Annotated in this window: 15 protein-coding genes; 9 read left to right on the forward strand and 6 right to left on the reverse strand. The window is 40.5% G+C overall.

The features are described 5' to 3' along the window. Positions 1 to 615 precede the first annotated feature (615 nt). Positions 616 to 2,775, reverse strand: coding sequence for a fatty acid oxidation complex subunit alpha FadJ (gene fadJ, locus ACRRSQ_RS09640; RefSeq protein WP_440875524.1), 2,160 nt, complete (start codon positions 2,773 to 2,775; stop codon positions 616 to 618). Further along, on the reverse strand, positions 2,775 to 4,082 hold the full coding sequence (fadI, locus tag ACRRSQ_RS09645) for an acetyl-CoA C-acyltransferase FadI (RefSeq protein ID WP_440875525.1): 1,308 nt from the start codon (positions 4,080 to 4,082) through the stop codon (positions 2,775 to 2,777). Before fadI ends, fadJ begins: the two co-directional genes overlap by 1 nt. 352 nt (positions 4,083 to 4,434) lie before the next feature. On the opposite strand from fadI, the gene ACRRSQ_RS09650 reads away from it, so the two are divergent. The 8 genes from ACRRSQ_RS09650 to ACRRSQ_RS09685 all read left to right on the forward strand — a co-directional run bounded on the left by ACRRSQ_RS09650 (position 4,435) and on the right by ACRRSQ_RS09685 (position 12,899). Further along, a complete protein-coding gene (locus ACRRSQ_RS09650) occupies positions 4,435 to 5,391 on the forward strand; it encodes an AAA family ATPase (RefSeq protein ID WP_440875526.1) in 957 nt (318 codons plus the stop codon). A 29-nt stretch (positions 5,392 to 5,420) separates the two neighbouring features. Further along, positions 5,421 to 6,437: a DUF58 domain-containing protein gene (locus tag ACRRSQ_RS09655; protein WP_440875527.1), complete on the forward strand. Its 1,017-nt coding sequence runs from the start codon at positions 5,421 to 5,423 to the stop codon at positions 6,435 to 6,437. Then, a complete protein-coding gene (locus ACRRSQ_RS09660; RefSeq protein WP_440875528.1) occupies positions 6,434 to 6,925 on the forward strand; it encodes a DUF4381 domain-containing protein in 492 nt (163 codons plus the stop codon). Before ACRRSQ_RS09655 ends, ACRRSQ_RS09660 begins: the two co-directional genes overlap by 4 nt. Next, the gene (locus ACRRSQ_RS09665) at positions 6,918 to 7,913 is read left to right on the forward strand and encodes a vWA domain-containing protein (RefSeq protein WP_440875529.1); all 996 of its coding nucleotides are present in this window, start codon (positions 6,918 to 6,920) and stop codon (positions 7,911 to 7,913) included. Before ACRRSQ_RS09660 ends, ACRRSQ_RS09665 begins: the two co-directional genes overlap by 8 nt. A 4-nt stretch (positions 7,914 to 7,917) precedes the next feature. Further along, the gene (locus tag ACRRSQ_RS09670; protein WP_440875530.1) at positions 7,918 to 9,744 is read left to right on the forward strand and encodes a VWA domain-containing protein; all 1,827 of its coding nucleotides are present in this window, start codon (positions 7,918 to 7,920) and stop codon (positions 9,742 to 9,744) included. Beyond that, positions 9,738 to 11,438: a BatD family protein gene (locus tag ACRRSQ_RS09675; RefSeq protein ID WP_440875531.1), complete on the forward strand. Its 1,701-nt coding sequence runs from the start codon at positions 9,738 to 9,740 to the stop codon at positions 11,436 to 11,438. Before ACRRSQ_RS09670 ends, ACRRSQ_RS09675 begins: the two co-directional genes overlap by 7 nt. A gap of 239 nt (positions 11,439 to 11,677) precedes the next feature. After that, positions 11,678 to 12,193 (forward strand): sigma-70 family RNA polymerase sigma factor, encoded by a 516-nt coding sequence (locus ACRRSQ_RS09680; RefSeq protein WP_440875532.1) that lies wholly within the window; start codon positions 11,678 to 11,680, stop codon positions 12,191 to 12,193. After that, complete coding sequence (locus ACRRSQ_RS09685) at positions 12,186 to 12,899, forward strand: DUF3379 family protein (protein ID WP_440875533.1); 714 nt, start codon at positions 12,186 to 12,188, stop codon at positions 12,897 to 12,899. The genes ACRRSQ_RS09680 and ACRRSQ_RS09685 overlap by 8 nt, the downstream gene beginning before the upstream one ends. A 181-nt stretch (positions 12,900 to 13,080) precedes the next feature. Here ACRRSQ_RS09685 and putP read toward each other — a convergent pair whose 3' ends face one another. Next, positions 13,081 to 14,520: a sodium/proline symporter PutP gene (gene putP, locus ACRRSQ_RS09690; protein WP_440875788.1), complete on the reverse strand. Its 1,440-nt coding sequence runs from the start codon at positions 14,518 to 14,520 to the stop codon at positions 13,081 to 13,083. 272 nt (positions 14,521 to 14,792) lie between these two features. On the opposite strand from putP, the gene ACRRSQ_RS09695 reads away from it, so the two are divergent. Next, positions 14,793 to 16,016 carry an EAL and HDOD domain-containing protein gene (locus tag ACRRSQ_RS09695; RefSeq protein ID WP_440875534.1) on the forward strand — a complete coding sequence of 408 codons (1,224 nt, stop codon included), beginning with the start codon at positions 14,793 to 14,795 and terminating at the stop codon, positions 16,014 to 16,016. 99 nt (positions 16,017 to 16,115) lie between these two features. On the opposite strand, the gene galE is transcribed toward ACRRSQ_RS09695, so the two are convergent. From galE to cysC, 3 genes are read right to left on the reverse strand one after another with little or no spacing between them, the layout of a single operon-like run. Beyond that, positions 16,116 to 17,126 carry a UDP-glucose 4-epimerase GalE gene (gene galE / locus ACRRSQ_RS09700; RefSeq protein ID WP_440875535.1) on the reverse strand — a complete coding sequence of 337 codons (1,011 nt, stop codon included), beginning with the start codon at positions 17,124 to 17,126 and terminating at the stop codon, positions 16,116 to 16,118. 40 nt (positions 17,127 to 17,166) lie between these two features. Next, a complete protein-coding gene (locus ACRRSQ_RS09705) occupies positions 17,167 to 18,123 on the reverse strand; it encodes a DHH family phosphoesterase (RefSeq protein WP_440875536.1) in 957 nt (318 codons plus the stop codon). A gap of 30 nt (positions 18,124 to 18,153) precedes the next feature. Continuing rightward, positions 18,154 to 18,753: an adenylyl-sulfate kinase gene (gene cysC / locus ACRRSQ_RS09710; protein WP_440875537.1), complete on the reverse strand. Its 600-nt coding sequence runs from the start codon at positions 18,751 to 18,753 to the stop codon at positions 18,154 to 18,156. Positions 18,754 to 19,035: the final 282 nt, after the last annotated feature.

Below are 19,035 nucleotides of genomic sequence, written 5' to 3' on the forward strand. Positions count from 1 at the left end.
CCTTCTTTGTCGCTGACATTAAAGAAAACGCCATTGCAGCTAAAATAGAAATAAAAGAAATGCCTGCAAACACATGGTGGTCATAGATTAACCTTATTTAAATCCGTACTGGGTTAAAGACATACGGGGTTAAATCTATAAAAGATAAGTTAGTAGAGTTACACGGATGTAACTGACTTTAATTTAAACCTTAATTTTACACCTTACTTCAACGTTATAACTACCTAGTTAGCCAAAAAGCAACATTACAATTGAAATCTAAGCACGTAATATTAACGCTCGAACACCCATTAACCTATTACATTTCATACGTTTATTCATACAAAACATTGGCCAAACAAACGGCCCAAAGACAAACCCTGCCGCTGCCCAACGTTTTCTTCCTAAGCCACTAGCAATAGCCATACAGTAAAAAAACGCACCGCAACATACACACATCAAAACCACTAAAAACAACATCACCAATCAAGCCTTACAACAGGTTTATAACTTCACTAAATTTTCACGGCGCAATATAGCAAAATGCCATAGTAAAACAAAGTAAAACGAACAAAAAAGAGGCAATAAATTGCCTCTTAAAACGGTTGAATATTGCCCTATAAAGGCAATTTTTTGTTAATAATAACGTAAGCCTTTTTCTGCCATTTCAACCAATGCATTGCAAGGTTTAAAATGATCTCCATGAACGCTTGCCCATTGATTTAATTGCGCAACGAGTTTATCGGCACCAATGCTATCGATATAGCTAAAGGGTCCGCCAGTAAATGGAGGGAAACCAATGCCAAAAATAGCGCCGATATCACCATCACGTGCGTTTCTAATAATGCCTTCATCTAAACATTGCGCGGCTTCGTTTAGCATTAAATAAACACAACGATTAATAATTTCACTTTGCGCTAAGCGTGTTTTTGGCTCAAGGTTAAGGAGTTTATACACTGACTCATCAACGGTTTTTTTCTTCTTAGCGGCTGCGCCGTAAACATAAAAACCTTTGCTGGCCTTTTTACCTAAGCGGCCATCACCAATTAACTTATCAAAAGCATCTGGCGCGTCAAAACGTTTACCCAGTTCAGCGCTTAAGATAGGACTGATTTTCGCACCAATATCAATGCCCACTTCGTCAAGTAACTGCATAGGGCCCACAGGGAAACCAAACTTGACTAACGCTTTATCTAAGACATCGACTGGCTCATTAGCAAGTAGTAGCCTCGCAGCTTCATTCATGTATGGCGCTAAAATTCGATTAACATAAAAGCCCGCTTTGTCTTTAACAACAATAGGGGTTTTACCTTGTTTCTTAGCAAAAGCCACTGTCGTTGAAATGGTTTGATCGGATGTTGTTTCGTGCGCAATAATTTCAGCCAATGGCATTTTATCTACCGGTGAGAAATAATGTAGGCCGATAACGTTTTCAGGGCGCTGCGCTTTTTCAGCAATTTGTCCAATCGGTAAACTCGAGGTATTGCTGGCAAAAATAGTTGTTTCTTTACAATGCTGTTCAACATCAGCGACCATTTTCTGTTTCAAAGATAAGTCTTCAAATACCGCTTCGACAACAATATCTAAATTTTCAAAGCCAGTATATTCAGTACTGCCGGTGACCATCGCCAGTTGTTGCTGCATTTCGCTATGACGCATAAAACGACGTTTAACTTTTTTAGATAAAATGTCGTAACCGTATTTAAGCGCGTGACTAATGCCTTTGTGGTTTATGTCTTTCATTCGAACCGGTAATTTGGCTTTGGTTGCGGTAACAAAAGCAATGCCGCCGCCCATAAGTCCACCACCAAGTACGCCCACTTTGCTAACTTTCTCCGGAGCGACACCAATAACACCATGCTCTTTTTTCATTTCAGTGGTGGCAAAAAACAATTTACGTAATTGTTTAGACACCTCGGTCATTGCCAGCTCACCAAAATAATCAGCTTCGGTTTGATAACCAATTGCTGGCGCTTTTTCAATGCCAGCTTTTACACATTCAATAATTTTAAGTGGCGCAGGATAATTCCCTTTGGTTTTGCTTAATACAGTTTTAGCTGCTTGTTTAAATACAATACCGCGACCGATACTGTTATCTTCAAGCAGTTTATCCATCATTGAGCGTTTTACTTGTTTAGCGCCTTTCTTACCTGACAAGGCAAGTTTTTCAGCCGTGGTAATCAAAATACTATTTGGCACAACATCGTCAACTAAACCGGCTTTTAATGCTTGCTTAGCACGAAGTTGTTTACCGGTTAGCATCATGTCGAGTGCTTTTTGAATACCGACTAATTTAGGCAATCTTTGGGTACCGCCACTGCCAGGTAATAGCCCTAGCTGTACTTCAGGTACGCCTAACGCCGTTTTTGCGTTATCACTACATACTCGGATATGACAAGCTAAAGCGAGCTCTAAACCACCGCCTAAACAAGGGCCGTTAATCGCAGCGACCACTGGAATTGTCAAACTCTCTAATTGGTCAAATATCATTTGCCCTTGGCGCGATAATGCCGTCGCTTCTTGTGCTGATTGGCAACTTGCGATCATGTTAATATCAGCGCCGGCAACAAAAGAGTCTTTTTTACCGCTCAGTAAAACTAAACCTTTAATGCTAGTGTCATTTTTGATCTCTGCTAATACCTGTGAAATTTGCTCAGCAAATTCAGCTTTTAAGGTATTCATTGCCTCGCCAGCAACATCCATCACCAAATGGGCTACGCCATTATCTTGGCGAATTAAACTAAAGCTATTGCTGATATCATTATTTTCTTGATTATTGTTTGTTAACTCAGTCATTAATCTGTCTCCACTATCATCGCGGCGCCTAAGCCACCAGCAGCACAGGCAGTGGTCAGCCCCACTCCGCCACCACGACGTTTTAATTCATTCAATGTTTGTACAATTAAGCGCGCACCTGTAGCAGCAAAAGGATGTCCGTATGCTAATGAGCCGCCCATTACGTTAAATTTAGCCATATCAATATCACCAATGGCTTGGTCTTGGCCTAATTTTTCACGAGCAAATTTTTGGCTAGCAAACATTTTTACGTTAGCTAAGGTTTGCGCCGCAAAAGCTTCATGCATTTCAATCAAATCCAAATCAGCTAAATTCATACCTGCACGTTTTAATGCAATTGGCGTGGCGTAACTTGGCCCCATTAACATGTCTTCCCAAACGTCAATGGCTGAGAAACCGTAACTTTTGATATAACCAAGTGGTGTGTAACCAAGCTCTTTTGCACGGCCTTCACGCATTAATAAAATAGCTGCGCCACCGTCAGTTAATGGAGTACTGTTTGCTGCGGTTACCGTACCGTGCTTACGATCGAATACCGGCTTTAATTTGGCGTAACTTTCTAAAACTGAGTTGTCTCTAAAGCAATTATCTTTATCGATAAAGCCTTTATAAGGTTCACTATGCGCGGTCATTACTTCATCAGCTAAATTGCCTTTCGCCCAATTTTCAGTAGCTAAGGTATGAGAGCGATGTGCTAAAGCATCTTGCTCTTCACGAGTAATACCGTGGGTTTTTGCCATTTGTTCAGCAGTTTGCCCCATCGACAAGCCGGTTGAATATTCAGCAACCGCTGGCGGAACAGGTAAAATATCTTTAAATGAGAGTTTGCGAATAAGGGCAAACTTTTGCGACATGGTTTTGGTTTTTGATAAATCCAGTAAGGTTCTGGCAAATTTTTTCGAAACACCGATTGGCGCTACAGAAGATGAGTCAGCACCACCTGCGATACCAACATCGGCAGTTCCTGCCATAATTGATTCCGCGACATTCACTGTTGATTGAAAGCTGGTGGCACAAGCACGTGATACGCTATAGGCGTCGGTATGCACATTCATGCCGGTACCTAACACAATTTCTCGGGCAATATTCGGCGCTTCAGGCATTTGCACTACTTGACCAAATACAAGTTGGTCAACAATTGCTGGGTCAACACCATGCTTTTGCATTAATTCATTCACCACTATTTTACCTAGGTCTACCGCAGGCACCCCATGAAAAGCAGTTGCTTGTTTTGCAAAAGGTGTACGTAAACCGGCAACAATAGCAATGCGTTCACCGCTACGAGTTGCTAACTTTATTTGTGTCATAAGTTTTCCTTGAGAGTTGGTTTTTATACTATAAAACTTAGTGGTCAGACCTGTTAAGCTTTTTGCCATTCTAGCGAGAAAATTGAATTTATCAATGGTTGATTAACACTAACTTCAAATAGTGTAGATGATATTGACCAGATAAGGCGGAGATTTTTCTACATATTTCTCTATCGACAGTGCCATTATCCCTTGCTTTGCGCTTTAGCTGACCATAGAAACAACTTCATGTATTTCAAAGTAAAAACAATGTTACATTTATTATCAGATTAAGTTGTTTTTTTGTTAAGGGAACCTTATATCATAATACTAGTCTTAAACCTGCACTTAACTACTATCAAGATTATTTATTATGGCAATTGAACATTTTTCTTCCCTTAAAGAACATCTTTCTTCGCAAATTATTGGTCAGCAAGATTTAGTTGAAAACCTATTAATTGCACTGTTAGCTAATGGTCACCTGATTGTTGAAGGTCCTCCTGGTTTAGCAAAAACACGCGCAGTAAATGCCTTGTCAGACGGTTTAGAAGCTGACTTCCACCGTATTCAATTCACACCGGATTTATTGCCGTCAGACTTAACAGGTACCGACATTTATCGCCCTGAAGATGGCAGCTTTGTTTTTCAACATGGTCCTTTATTTAGAAACTTAGTCTTAGCCGATGAAATTAACCGTGCCCCCGCCAAAGTACAAGCTGCTTTATTAGAGGCTATGGCGGAAGGTCAAATTACTGTTGGCCGTACGACTTATCAATTGCCTGAGCTATTTTTAGTTATGGCAACGCAAAACCCAATTGAGCAAGAAGGTACTTACCCGCTACCAGAAGCACAGTTAGATCGCTTTTTAATGCATGTTGAAATTGGCTACCCTGATGCAAAAAGTGAATTAGAAATTTTAAAGCTCAATCGTGGTGAAGCACTAAATCATGCAAAAGCTCAGCCTGAAACAATTAAACAAGAAGATATTTTTGCTGCCCGTGATGAAGTACTAAAAATTCATATGGCGCCAGCTATTGAAAATTATATTGTTGATTTGATCATGGCCACGCGTGAGCCAGAAAAGTACGATGAAAAACTCAAACAATGGATTTCGTTTGGTGCTAGCCCTCGTGCCACGATTGCACTAGATCGCTGTGCCCGCGCCCGAGCTTGGTTACATAATCGCGACTTTGTAAGTCCAGAAGATGTACAAGCGGTATTTCACAACGTATTAAGACATCGTATTTTATTAACTTACCAAGCAGAAGCTGAAGGGTTAAGTGCCAATGAAATTTTAGATCATTTAGTCAGATTAGTCGCAGTTGCTTAATCGATATATTATCAGCCGAGTTATCATTGATGTTGTTTAATTTTTCTAAATCTACAGACTCGCTTGTAAGTGCCGAAGAGGCATTGGCAAGCTTAAATAGTAATGGGGTGAATTTATCGATTGATGAATTGATCCCCTACCAAAGTAAAACGTCGCTAATTAACCTCTACCCTACTCGCCATTTACGTAGTAAAAAATCTGGCAATTATCTCGCCCGCAGTAAAGGCACAGGTATGGAGTTTGATGAGGTGCGTCATTACCAAACCGGTGACGACATCCGCGCAATTGATTGGCGCGTTACCGCTCGTACAGGTAAAACGCATACCAAGCTTTTTCAAGAAGAAGTTGAGCGTCCGGTATTAATTGCCACCGATTTTACCGCCAGTATGTTATTTGGTAGCCAACTGCTATTTAAATCAATTCAAGCGGCGCATATTGCATCGCTTGTTGCTTGGCATGCTAAATCGAAAGGCGATCGTGTTGGCGGTATCGTTTTTAATCAGCTCAGTCATCAAGAGCTAAAACCGAAGAGCCGTCAAAAAGGTGTGCTGCATTATTTGCATGCCTTAGTACAACTACATCAAGAAAGCATTGAACAGCAATTTGGCAGTAAAGCTCAGCAAGATAAATTAAACTTTGAGCATTCCAGCACAAGTTTCGAGCAAAACTGTTTTCGCATTCGCCAGCTAGCTCGCCCCGGCAGTTTAGTTTACTTGATCACCGACGGGCACAGCATTACCGAAGAGGCGCTGCGCCACTTGTCGCATGTTAGTCGTCATTGCGAATTATTGGTTTGTCTTGTTTCAGACCAATTAGAGCACGCTTTGCCGCAAACGAGTCATAACCTTAATGTTGCGATCAGCAATGGCAAAACTCGACAAGAGTTTAACCTTGCCAATCAAAAAACATCGCAGCAGTATCAAGAACACGCCAATATTCGACATCAAAATACACAATCGCTACTAAGTAAAGCGGGTGCACGCGTGATTTGTGTCGACGCAGGCAGTTCCATTGAAAACCAACTAAAAAATAGGGAGCTAGTGTGAATTCTTTAGAACAACTTAAAGATATTAGTTTGCCTACCGCTGTACACAATTACCCCATCGCTCCGGGCTGGTGGGCTTTGCTTTTTATCATATTAGCGGTTTTGGTATTTTTAATTATTCAATACAAAAAACGCCAAGCACAATATAAATGTCAAAAATTAGCATTGGCGCAATTGGCAGAAAACAATTTAGATAATGAAGCGATAGTCGGCTTATTAAAGTGGGCGGCATTAAGCTATTTTCCGCGCCGAAAAGTTGCCAGTTTATTTGGTGAAAGCTTTCAACAGTTCTTAATTGCTAATTTGCCTGAAGCCAAACAAGCGACATTTAAAGAATTAAGTCACACCGGTTTTCAAGGCTTATATCATTCCCCAACAAGTATGATGAAAAATGTAGACACTGAACAGTTTGGCCAAGCCGCCAAGCTTTGGCTGCAACATGCCATTGCCATTAAAACTCCACGTAAGAAAGGAGTCGTTAATGATTAATTTTGCCTGGCCATGGCTATTTATTTTATTACCATTGCCTTTATTGGTGTATTGGTTGCCCGCCAAAAATAAAAGCACGATCTCAGCGTTAAAAATGCCGGTATTACTAGCAGGCGTGAATAGCCAAGCAAGTCAGCCGAGTCGTAAAAAATTGCCGCTGATTTTATTAACACTTATTTGGTTATTACTGGTTATTGCTGCGAGCCGACCACAGTGGTTAGGTGAAGCGATTAATATGCCAACAGAAGGTCGCGAAGTTATGATCGCGGTTGACTTGTCTGGCAGCATGGCAGCAGAAGATATGAACTTAAACGGCAGAGCAGTTAACCGCTTAGACATGCTAAAATCAGTACTTGGTGATTTTATCAAGCGTAGAAATGGCGATCGTTTAGGCTTAATTTTATTTGGTGACGACGCTTACATGCAAACACCAATGACCTTTGATCGCAACACCGTTAAACAAATGTTAGAAGAAAGCGAAATTGGCTTAGTGGGTCATCAAACCGCCATCGGCGATGCTATGGCATTATCGGTAAAACGTTTTGTTGAAAAAGAAGAGTCAAACCGAGTATTAATTTTACTCACTGACGGTCGCAATACCGCAGGTAAAATAACACCAGAACAAGCGTTAGAGCTTGCCCAAAGCAAAGGCATTACCATTTATACCATTGGTATCGGTGCCGATGAAATGCTACAGCAAACGTTTTTCGCCTCGCGTAATGTTAACCCATCAGGCGATTTAGACGAAAAAACGCTGCAAGATATTGCGAAACGCACCGGCGGCAAATACTTCCGTGCGCGCAGTAGTCAAGACATGGAAGAAATTTACCAACTACTTGACCAATTAGAGCCTGTTGAACAAGAGCAACAACAAATGCGCCCATTAACGGCACTGTTTTACTGGCCACTCGCTATCGCCCTTATTTTAAGTTTAACCTATGTTTTTTGGCTAACGCTCGTACCTACTTTAGCTAATAGGAATAAATAATTTCATGAACGATTTTCACTTTATTCGCCCATTGTGGTTATTGGCAATTGTTGTGCTTATTGCCGCCATTTACCTATTAAAGCAATTTCAAAGTAAGCAATCTGGCTGGCAAGAGTTTATTCCCAACCATCTTGCTAAAATGCTCATTGACCAAGGTGGTTCAAAACAATCAATCTCTTTGTTACTACCATTCATTGTCGGTGTATTAGCCATTATTGCCCTTGCCGGCCCTAGCTGGAAAAAATTACCACAACCGGTATACCAGTCAAACCAAGGGGCGGTGTTGATCATGGACATGTCCTATTCAATGTTTGCTACCGACTTATCACCAAACCGAGTTACGCGCGCCCGTTATAAGGCCAACGATTTACTCGACAGTTTAAATGAAGGTGAAATGGGGTTGGTGGCCTACGCTGGTGACGCATTTACGATTAGTCCATTAACGGAAGATATTAATAATTTAAAATTATTACTACCCTCACTCAGCCCAGATATTATGCCAGAACTTGGCAGTAACCCATTATCAGCGCTGACTTTAGCAGATCAAATGCTAACCAATGCAGGTCATGTAAAAGGCAATATTTATTGGTTTACTGATGGCATTGAAAGCTCTGATATTCAAGATATTACCACTTGGTCCCGCGAACATTCGCACCGCTTAAACATATTAGGAGTCGGCACTAAAAATGGTGCGCCGATCACATTGCAAGACGGCGAATTAATGAAAGATAATAGTGGTGCTATCATCGTCCCTAAATTGCCAGAAGCAAGATTAAAAGGCTTAGCCGAACGTGGCAACGGTGTGTATCAAACCATTCATTCAGGCACAGGTGATATCGAAAACCTACTGCAATACGCAAAAGAGGCCTATTTAGGAATGCATGAAGAAGATGAACAATCAGAGCTTGGCGATCAATGGCAAGAAGAAGGTCCTTGGCTAGTATTGCTCATTTTACCTGTGGTGTTATATTTTTTCCGCCGCGGTACCTTGCTAGCAATCTTGCCACTGTGTTTTTTAATGCCGAGCGAGCAGGCAAATGCGTCAATTTGGCAAGATTTATGGCAAACCCCCGATCAACAAGCTCAACAGGCGTTTGAACAAAAAAACTACGAGCATGCTGCCAATACCTTTAAAGACAGTAATTGGCAAGGCAGTGCGCACTATAAAGCGGGTAATTATCAACTCGCGTTAGAAGCTTTTCAAAAAAGCGATACTGCACAAGCGCTTTATAACCAAGGCAACAGTTACGCGCAGCTCAATCAAATTGACCAAGCGATAGCAGCTTATGAAAAAGCGTTAGCCAAAAACCCTGACATGGCCGATGCAAAAGCTAATAAAGAGTTGCTCGAAAAAATGAAGCAACAACAAGAGCAACAGCAGCAGCAAGATCAAGAGCAGCAAGACCAAGAAAATCAAGAATCGCAGGAAGAGCAAAACGAGCAAAATACTGAAGGACAACAGTCTCAAGAGCAACAGCAAGGTAATTCCGAGCAACAAGAAAGCAGCAATGAGCAAGAAAACGCTGACCAAAATGAAAGTGAGCAAAATCAGCAAGAGCAAAACAATGCTCAGTCTGAACAAGACCCTGATGCTGAATACGAAGAAGAGTCTCAAGAAAAAGATCAGCAAGGTGATCCTCAGCAAGCTCAAAACCAAAGTGCTGCGCAAATGGCACAAGAGCAATTAGAGCAAGAAAAAGAGCAAAAGCATCAACAATTACTGAATAAAGTGACCGACGATCCGTATTTATTGTTACGTAATAAGATGCAACTTGAATACAAAAAACGCCGACACGAGCAATCAAGTTTGGGAGAAACGAAAAAGTGGTAAGAGTATTATTTTGTTTACTTAGCTTAACCTTGTTAAGCCCGAGTTGGGCGGCAAGCCAAGCAACAGCATCGGTTGATAAAAATCCGGTCCGAGTAAAAGAGTCGTTTATTTTAAACGTAGTCGTCGACGATAGTGTTGATAATAATGCCTTAGACACCTCCCCTTTAGGCAAAGACTTTATTGTTCAGCGCACCACAGTGAGTAGTCAAACCAGCATGGTGAATTTCAACACCACGCGCACGACACGCTTTCAAACGGTACTTTTCCCTAGAAAATCGGGCACGGTAATTATTCCACCGCTAAACGTTGATGGTTTAACTACCGACCCCATTACTTTAACGGTTTTAGAAGCCAACGAAAATAGCTCAGCTGCGCAACAAGATGTATTTATCACTAGCGACATTTCAGCTAAAGAAGTGTATGTACAGCAACAATTTACACTGACAGTAAAACTTCATTTTGCCGTAGAGCTAAGACGCGGCAGCATGACCGAGCCTTCGCTGATCAATGCTAATATTCTACAAATAGGTGAAGACAAAGAAAGCCAAGATATTATTAATGGTCGTCGCTACCGAATTATTGAACGTACTTATGCCATTAGCCCGCAGCAAAGCGGCGATTTTAATTTACAAACACCGGTATTTTCAGGCGAAGTGATGGTGCAATCGCCAAGACGTTCAAACTTTTTAAGCTTTGGTGATACCAAACCTGTCAGCGTTATTGGTGATGAAATTGCCATAAAAGTGAAAGCGAAACCGCAAAACTATCAAGGTGCTTGGCTGCCAAGTGAGCTATTAACGCTGCACGAAGAATGGCAACCTGAGTTCACAACTTTCACCGTTGGTGAGCCGATTACACGAACCGTAACCTTAACCGCCGCTGGGCTTAGCCAAGAACAACTGCCAAGCATTGAAATGAACATGCCTGATGGCATTAAAGTTTATCCTGATCAAGCCGAGTTACACACAGGTATGAACCGCGGCCGTATGGTCAGCCAACAAGTGAAAAACTTTGCCTTAGTTGCCAGTAAACCAGGTGAATATCAGCTACCAGAACTCAGCATTCCGTGGTGGAATACCGTTACTAATAGTTATCAAGTAGCGAAAATTGCCGCGCAAACAATTACTGTTCTGCCAAACCCTGAATTAGATGAAGCACCAGTAAATACGAGCAATACGAATAGCGATGCACAAAACGCAGAGCCAGTAATTGTAACCGTAACGGAAGCGTCTTGGCTGCAATGGCTGTTTTTAGCCTTGTGGCTGTTAACCAGTTTTGCTTGGTTTATTAGTGCCAAATTTGCTAAACGAAAATTACAGACATCCGCAAATAATGCCGTGTCGGCAAAAACGAGTAAAAAGCAAAAAGTGCGTAAAGGGTTAGGTAAAGTTAATAGTGATTATTTAGCCCTGCTTGCAGCCTGTAAGCAGCAACAAGGACAACACGTATTATCACTGCTTGTTCCTTGGGTAAATAGTTTAAAACGCCAACCAGAGCCTATTGCAAGCATTGACGAAGCCATAGTCTTAATAAACGATGAAGCCTTTAGCCAAGCAGTAAACGAATTGCAAAAATGTTACTTTGGTAAAACTGAAGGCAGTTGGCAAAGTGATAACTTATTGCGTGCGTTAGCGCAAATTAATAATACGCCGGCTGAAATTAAACCACAAAATACCCTTAACCTTAATCCTTAGTTCGAGTTTTAAGTTTATCAACACTCCTAGCATTTAAGTGAGCCAAGGCAACTTGGCTCATTTAATCGTCAACCTTTTAACAAAGTTAGTTTAAAGAACTTTCCAACCACTTTTCTTTTACCGTCAAAAATCCTTTATATACTAGCCCCTTGCTATATCTAATCTACTTAGTGCGCTATGCTCTAAAAATTATTTAAATTTTTGGAAATAAAATTATCGCTGCTCAGGTCTATTCAAATATGGCGACTAAACAAACACGATACGAAGCACTCGTAAAAGCTCTTCATGCCGACTTATATCGATATGCATACTGGCTATGCAACGAAAAACAAGTCGCAGAAGATTTAGTGCAAGAGACATTCTTACGGGCTTGGCGCGCGCTAGATTCTTTAAAAGATGAAAAAGCGGCTAAGTCATGGTTGATCACAATTTTAAGACGTGAAAACGCACGTAGATTTGAACGTAAGCGTTTTGAAATGAGTGACTATGAAGAATCAACAATCACTGACAATCAGTCTACCAGTACTGAACAACAAATAGAAAATCACTGGTTAAGAGAAAAAATTGCCTCGTTACCTGAAGAATACCGTGAGCCTTTGGTATTACAAGTCGTTGGTGGTTTTAGCGGTGAAGAAATCGCAAAGATGTTGGAATTAAATAAGAATACGGTAATGACTCGACTATTTAGAGCACGCAATCAATTAAAAGATGCTTTAGATGAAGAACCGTTAATGCGAGGTCAATACAATGGATGATTTAGAATTTAGGCGACGACTTTTTGCCGAGCCACAATCCAAAGATGCAGATTTGCAGCAAGCAAAACAAAGTAGTGCTAGCCGTCAAAAAATCAGCCAAGAAATGGAAGCGCTTGATAACCAAATTGCAGCGGCGCTTAATGTTGATGTGCCTAGCGACTTAAGTGAGCGCTTAATATTACGCCAAACATTGGCGAGCCATCAGCATAACAAACGAAAAAGCCGTATCCACCTTGCTTTGGCTGCGTCAGTCGCGCTTGTTGTTGGGTTAAGTGTTAATACTTTCATGTTCTCAAGTGCCCATAATAATTTAGGTGATTATGCACTAGCGCATACCTATCACGAGGTAGATCACTTTACTAATAACGATATCGCGAATGTTAGCCTAACTAGCTTAAATGAAAAGATGGCATCTTTTGGTGGAAGTTTTACTAATACCATGGGTGAGTTAATCTTTGCTGACTTTTGCCGATTTGATGGCATGAAGAGCCTACATTTAATCTTTAAAGGTGAACACAGCCCTGTGAATGTGTATGTTGTGCCTGAGAATGAAGATATGCGTTTTATTGCCAACTTTTCAGATCAACAATTTAAAGGTCAGTCAATTAAGTATCAAGGACGCAATGTGATTATTGTTGGCGATAAAGCTGAATCGCTAGGACAATGGCAAAATACTATCGACAGTAACATTCAGTGGTCAATTTAATCACTTTCACATAAAAATTTGTCTACAAGGCACAATAGAAAAAGGTCGCACTGCGACCTTTTTTGTTTTTAACTTATAACTTGTAGCTCGTCACTTGTAGCTTGTAGCTTATCACTTCGAACTTACAGCTTATCACTTCGAACTTGTAGCTTTTAACTTGCCACTAATTAAGCACTTTGATTTAGTGCTCTTTAAGCATTTCGTCAAATTTAGCCGTTATTGTTTCGCTCACCGGTTTCGACATCATACTTACTACATAAACAGCAAAGCTTGCTAATAAGAAGCCAGGTACTATTTCATACATTAAGCTACTGAGCGAACTACCATTAACAGTGATTGGCGCTTTAGACCAAACCAATACCGTGACTGCGCCTGTAATAATGCCAGCTAGTGCGCCATTTCGTGTCATTCTTTTCCAGAATAAGCTACCAATAATCACTGGGCCAAATGCGGCGCCAAAACCCGCCCACGCGTGGCTGACTAAGGTTAAAATAGAACTATCGCGATCTTGTGCAAGCGAAATGGCAAACATCGCCACAATCACCACAGATAAACGGCCAACAAAAACCAATTGTTTATCAGTTGCTTCTTTATTTAAAAAGGCTTGATAAAAGTCACCTGTTAACGAACTAGAGGTCACTAATAGCTGAGAAGATATCGTACTCATGATCGCTGCTAAAATAGCAGCCAGTAAAAATCCGGCTACTAGTGGATGAAATAAGATTTGAGAAAGGTAAATAAAAATAGTTTCAGCATCATCAAGCTTAGCGCCATTATTGACAACATAAGCGATACCGGCAAAACCTGTTGCCATTGCACCAATAATGGCTATTATCATCCAACTCATGCCAATGCGTCGGGCGACAGGTAAATCTTTAACAGAGCGAATTGCCATAAAGCGCACAATAATATGTGGCTGACCAAAATAACCTAAGCCCCACGCCATGGCAGAAATAATACTTAAAAGACTTACGCCACTGAAAATATTCAGTAGGTCTGGGTTTACCGCCGCAATGCTTTGGTTCATTTGGCCAATGCCGCCAATGTCGATTAAAACAACAACAGGCACCAAAACTAAGGCGATTAACATAATACAGCCTTGCACAAAGTCAGTTAAGCTCACCGCCAAAAAACCGCCAAACAGCGTATAAATCACGACAATACCCGCAGTAATATATAAACCTAAGTCGTAATTTAAACCAAATGAGTTTTCAAATAGTTTACCGCCAGCCACTACACCTGATGACGTATATAAAGTGAAAAACACAATTATAACAACAGAACATACAATACGAAGAATGCGACTTTTATCTTCAAACCTATGTTCAAAAAAGTCGGGCAAGGTAATCGAGTCGTTAGCGATTTCGGTATAAGTACGTAAACGCGGCGCAACTATTAAGTAATTACAATAAGCTCCAATAACTAAACCAAGCGCAATCCAAGCACTGCTTAGCCCTGAAATATACATAGCGCCAGGTAAACCCATTAACATCCAACCACTCATGTCCGAAGCACCCGCAGAAAGCGCCGTAACCGAGGGACTTAAATTACGCCCACCTAACATATAGCCTGCTGCGTCGCTGGTTGATTTTTTAAATGCGTACAAACCAATTGCTAACATCGCAATAAAATAAAGTGCCAGTGAAATGATGGTACCTAATGCCAAAAGAGCCCCCTAAAAATGAGAATTTTAATGCAAAAAAATAATTTTTATAAAAACCATCATCTTACAATATACATAGAATTGAATAATAGACTAAACTTCATTGTATCATTTAGTGAAATCGCTAAGTAGGCTCACCAGAAAAATTTGCATATTAATTAAGATTTATAATGAAATAACTGCTTAATTAAAATATATTTATGCAAGCAAAATGATTTTCAGGACGATATATGTATTTTTATGCGGCGCGCCAGCCGATATTAGATAAAAACAAAAAACTTTACGCTTATGAACTGCTATTTCGCGATAGCATAGATAACGTTTTTCCTGATATTTGTGGTGATGAAGCAACCAGTAAAATGATTGAAGCTAGCCGTTTTAATATGGGCATTAGTGAATTTACCGGCAACAAACCTGCGTTTATTAATTTCACCGCAGAAACCTTAAGTAAAGGTTACCCTGAAATGCTGACAACTGACGAAGTTGTCATCGAGATTTTAGAAACGGTAAAACCGGGCAAAAAACTACTCGCACTATGTAAAGACTTATTCCACAAAGGCTACACCTTAGCGCTTGATGACTACGAGCATCAAAGTGTTTGGGCGCATTTTTACCCCTTTATTAAAATTATAAAAGTTGATATTCAGCATTCTGGTTTAAAAGAAATTGAGACCGTTAAAAACGCCATTAGTGAATACCCAAATATTAAAATTTTGGCTGAAAAAGTAGAAACCTACGAAGAATACGAACAAGCATTAGCACTAGGCTGCGAACTTTTTCAAGGGTACTTTTTCTCAAAACCGGAAATGGTTAAAACACGCGATTTATCACCATCACAAATGTCGATGGCAGAGCTGTTGTATGAAACGTCAAAGCCTGAATTAGACTTAGATAATATTACCGGCGTCTTTGAGCGCGATGTGAGTATTGCCTATAAATTATTGCGTTATGCCAACTCCCCTATTTTCAGACGCCGTAATGAAATATCAACGATTAAACAAGCATTAGTCACCTTAGGACAACAAGAGTTAAAACGCTTTTTGGGCTTAATTTTTGCGGTAAACGTTAACCCAGACAAACCGTCAGAGTTGTTAAAGCAAAGTATGGCACGTGCTAAGTTTTGTGAATTAATTTCTGTAGAAATGACTAGCCCTGTCGATAGCTCTATCGCTTTTTTAACGGGCCTGTTGTCGATGATAGACGCAATTTTAGACGAAGATATTGAAACCGTGCTCACCAAGCTACCGTTAGCACAAGAAATTAAAGATACCTTGATCAGCCGTAAAGGGGTAATGGCCGCTTTAATTAAATTGGTCGAATTAACCGAGTATGCTGATTGGGAAAAAATTGAAAAAGTTATTGTTAAACTTGGTTTAAACAAAGACAGCGTAGTGAAATGTTACAACGAAGCGTTGGCTTGGGCTGATGAGCAATCGATGCTAACCGACAACTAATGCTTTAATTTATTGCTAGAAAATTTGGCAGACAAATACAAAAAAGAGAGCTTATTGCTCTCTTTTATTATTCACTTCAAACTTAGCTTTCTTTTGGCTTTATTCAAAACCATTTGGGTTGCTTGACTGCCAACGCCATGTATCCGTAATCATGGTATTTAAATCACGTGTTGCCTGCCATCCAAGTAGGTCATTCGCGATTTGGGCATTTGCATAGACCGTGGCAATATCACCGGCGCGGCGCGGTTGAATGCTGTATGGAATTTCTTTGCTACTGACCGCTCTAAAGGTTTCAACAATTTCCAAGACAGAAGTACCATTGCCGGTACCTAAATTAATCGGCTTACAGCCTTCAATAACGTTTAATTTCTCTAAGGCCTTTACATGACCAATTGCCAAATCAACCACATGAATATAGTCACGAACGCCAGTACCGTCGGCGGTATCATAATCATCTCCAAACACTTGCAATTGTGGCAAGCGCCCCACGGCTACTTGAGCAACGTAAGGTAATAAATTATTTGGAATGCCATTAGGGTTTTCACCTATTAAGCCAGACTCATGTGCGCCGATAGGGTTAAAATAACGCAGGCAGGCTATCGACCAGCTCGGATCACTTTTAGCAAGATCAAACAAAATATTTTCGATCATCAGCTTTGTTTGACCATAAGGATTAGTGGCCGAGGTAGGCATACTTTCAACTAATGGGCTTTGGTTATTTTCACCATAAACAGTCGCAGATGAGCTAAAGACAAGATTTTTAACATTATGCTTGGCCATAACTTGCAATAAGGTTACTGAACCTGAGACATTATTTTGATAATAAGTTAATGGAATTTCGTTAGATTCACCCACAGCTTTTAAACCAGCAAAATGAATTACCGCATCAATATTATGCTCGGTAAAAATGGCATCTAATGCCGATTCGTCACAAATATCTGCTTTAATAAATGTAACGGTTTTTCCTGTAATTTTTTCAATGCGATCTAACACTAGCGTTGACGAGTTCGATAGGTTATCGACAATAACAATGTCTTTATCTAGTGCTAATAATTCAACAACAGTGTGGCTACCAATATAGCCTGTACCACCAGTAATGAGTAAGCTCATGTGATTTTCCTTGATTAGCCAACGTTAATTGACTCAGTTGTTATGCGTAATAGTCTGTTAATGTTTGAATAAATTGTGCCAACATTTCTTGTGGCAATTGGTTAATACCTGCAGCCCCTGCTCTGCCGCCGCCCGTTGGAAATTTTACGCAAATCTCATCTGCGCCTTGCTTGTTATTTAGCGGCGCTCTCACACTTACAGTATAGGTATTATCTGCGTTTAATGTCAGCACTGCATGCGCTTTATCAGGTGACTGATTAGCAAGCTCATTACCAAATACACCACTGACTCGACGAGACCACGCTTCATCAACCAACATAACCACTTTTGCCGAGTTATTATCCGCTAAAACTTTAGCTGACTGCGCTTTTGCCATATCTTCATGGTAGGCTTTTTCAAGTGCGTAAAACACTGAGCTTTTATCTTCAATAAGCTCAAGTGGATTAGGATATGCAATTAAGGTTTGCACAAGCTCAGCTGGGTGAAAATGTAAATCTTCAACAGTTCTACCGTAGCCATTGTAATTAATATAAATGCCAAGTGCAGACAAGCTGTTTTGTTCTTGCTCTGATAAGCCAATTTGCTTGGCAAGGGCTTGCGCTGATTTGGTCATGTTATCACCAAATGCTGCGGCAACTGCCCAATGAGCGTATTGACCGTTTAAATGTTGATTGACCAATAAACTGGTACAGGTATTAGCGTCGGTATCAATAATCGCCGTTAAGTTTTTCGACTGAGGAATGTCACCACTGCGATGATGGTCAACATAAAATACGTTAACATTGTCATCAAGCAATGACGTTAACGCATCAATATTTTTTTCTAATGAAATATCAAGCACAGTGACTGAGTCAGCTTTACTTGGTTGCACTTGCTTTAATAAAGAAATATCTCGTTTAACCCCAGTAACTAGCTGAGATGATTTTGGCTCAGCCAATCGTAATTGTAGTAAAGCAATAATGCCATCGGCATCGCCATTAAACACGTCAAAATGCACAACAAACTCCCTGAAACTAAAATGCTAATATTATTGGATAAAACCCTGAGCAACTAAATAATCGACTATTTGCTCGGCACAGGCTCTAATTGATTTTTCATCAGTTTTGATGTGAATTTGCGGCGCTTGTGGCACGTCATATCCTGAGCTGATACCAGTAAAGTCTTTGATTTCACCGGCACGCGCCATTTTGTATAAACCTTTAGGGTCGCGCTGTTCACAAACGGCAATTGGGGTATCGATATAAACTTCGATAAACTCACCTTGGGCGAGTTTATCGGCAGCCATTTGACGATCTGATGCAAAGGGTGAAATAAAAGCGGTTGAGACTATCATGCCAGAATCAATAAAAAGCTTAGCCACTTCACTGATACGGCGAATATTTTCAATACGATCGGTATCGCTAAAACCTAAATCGCCATTTAAACCATGACGAACATTATCACCGTCTAACAAATACGTATGGCAACCACGCTCAAATAACAAGGCATCAACGGCATTAGCCACGGTTGATTTACCTGAACCAGACAAACCGGTATACCAAAGCAAACAAGGTTTTTGTTTTTTCAATTGTGCACGCTGAGCTTTACTTACTTGCTGATCGTGCCAAACGGTATTCTCTGTTTTCATAATATCTCTACTGTCATCTTGATTGGCAACCGAGTATTTGGCTGCTGATTTACTTATCTTTTCTGTTTTACTTGTTAACTGTTACAACTGGTCACTTTAAGCTGTAATTATTCATACTTTCTTGACCGCTTCGCGCTTCCTTCGACAAGCTTCCTTCGACTGCTTCGCGCTCAGGACGAACGGGATTATGTAATTTTTACCCTAGCCGTTTTTCGTAACTCAACTCACCAATTGTTCATGCTGCACTTATCGAAGTATTAACAAGCCGCTTACTAAACGTAT

Source organism: Thalassotalea sp. PLHSN55, assembly GCF_052030545.1.
Lineage (GTDB): Bacteria > Pseudomonadota > Gammaproteobacteria > Enterobacterales > Alteromonadaceae > CANMXU01.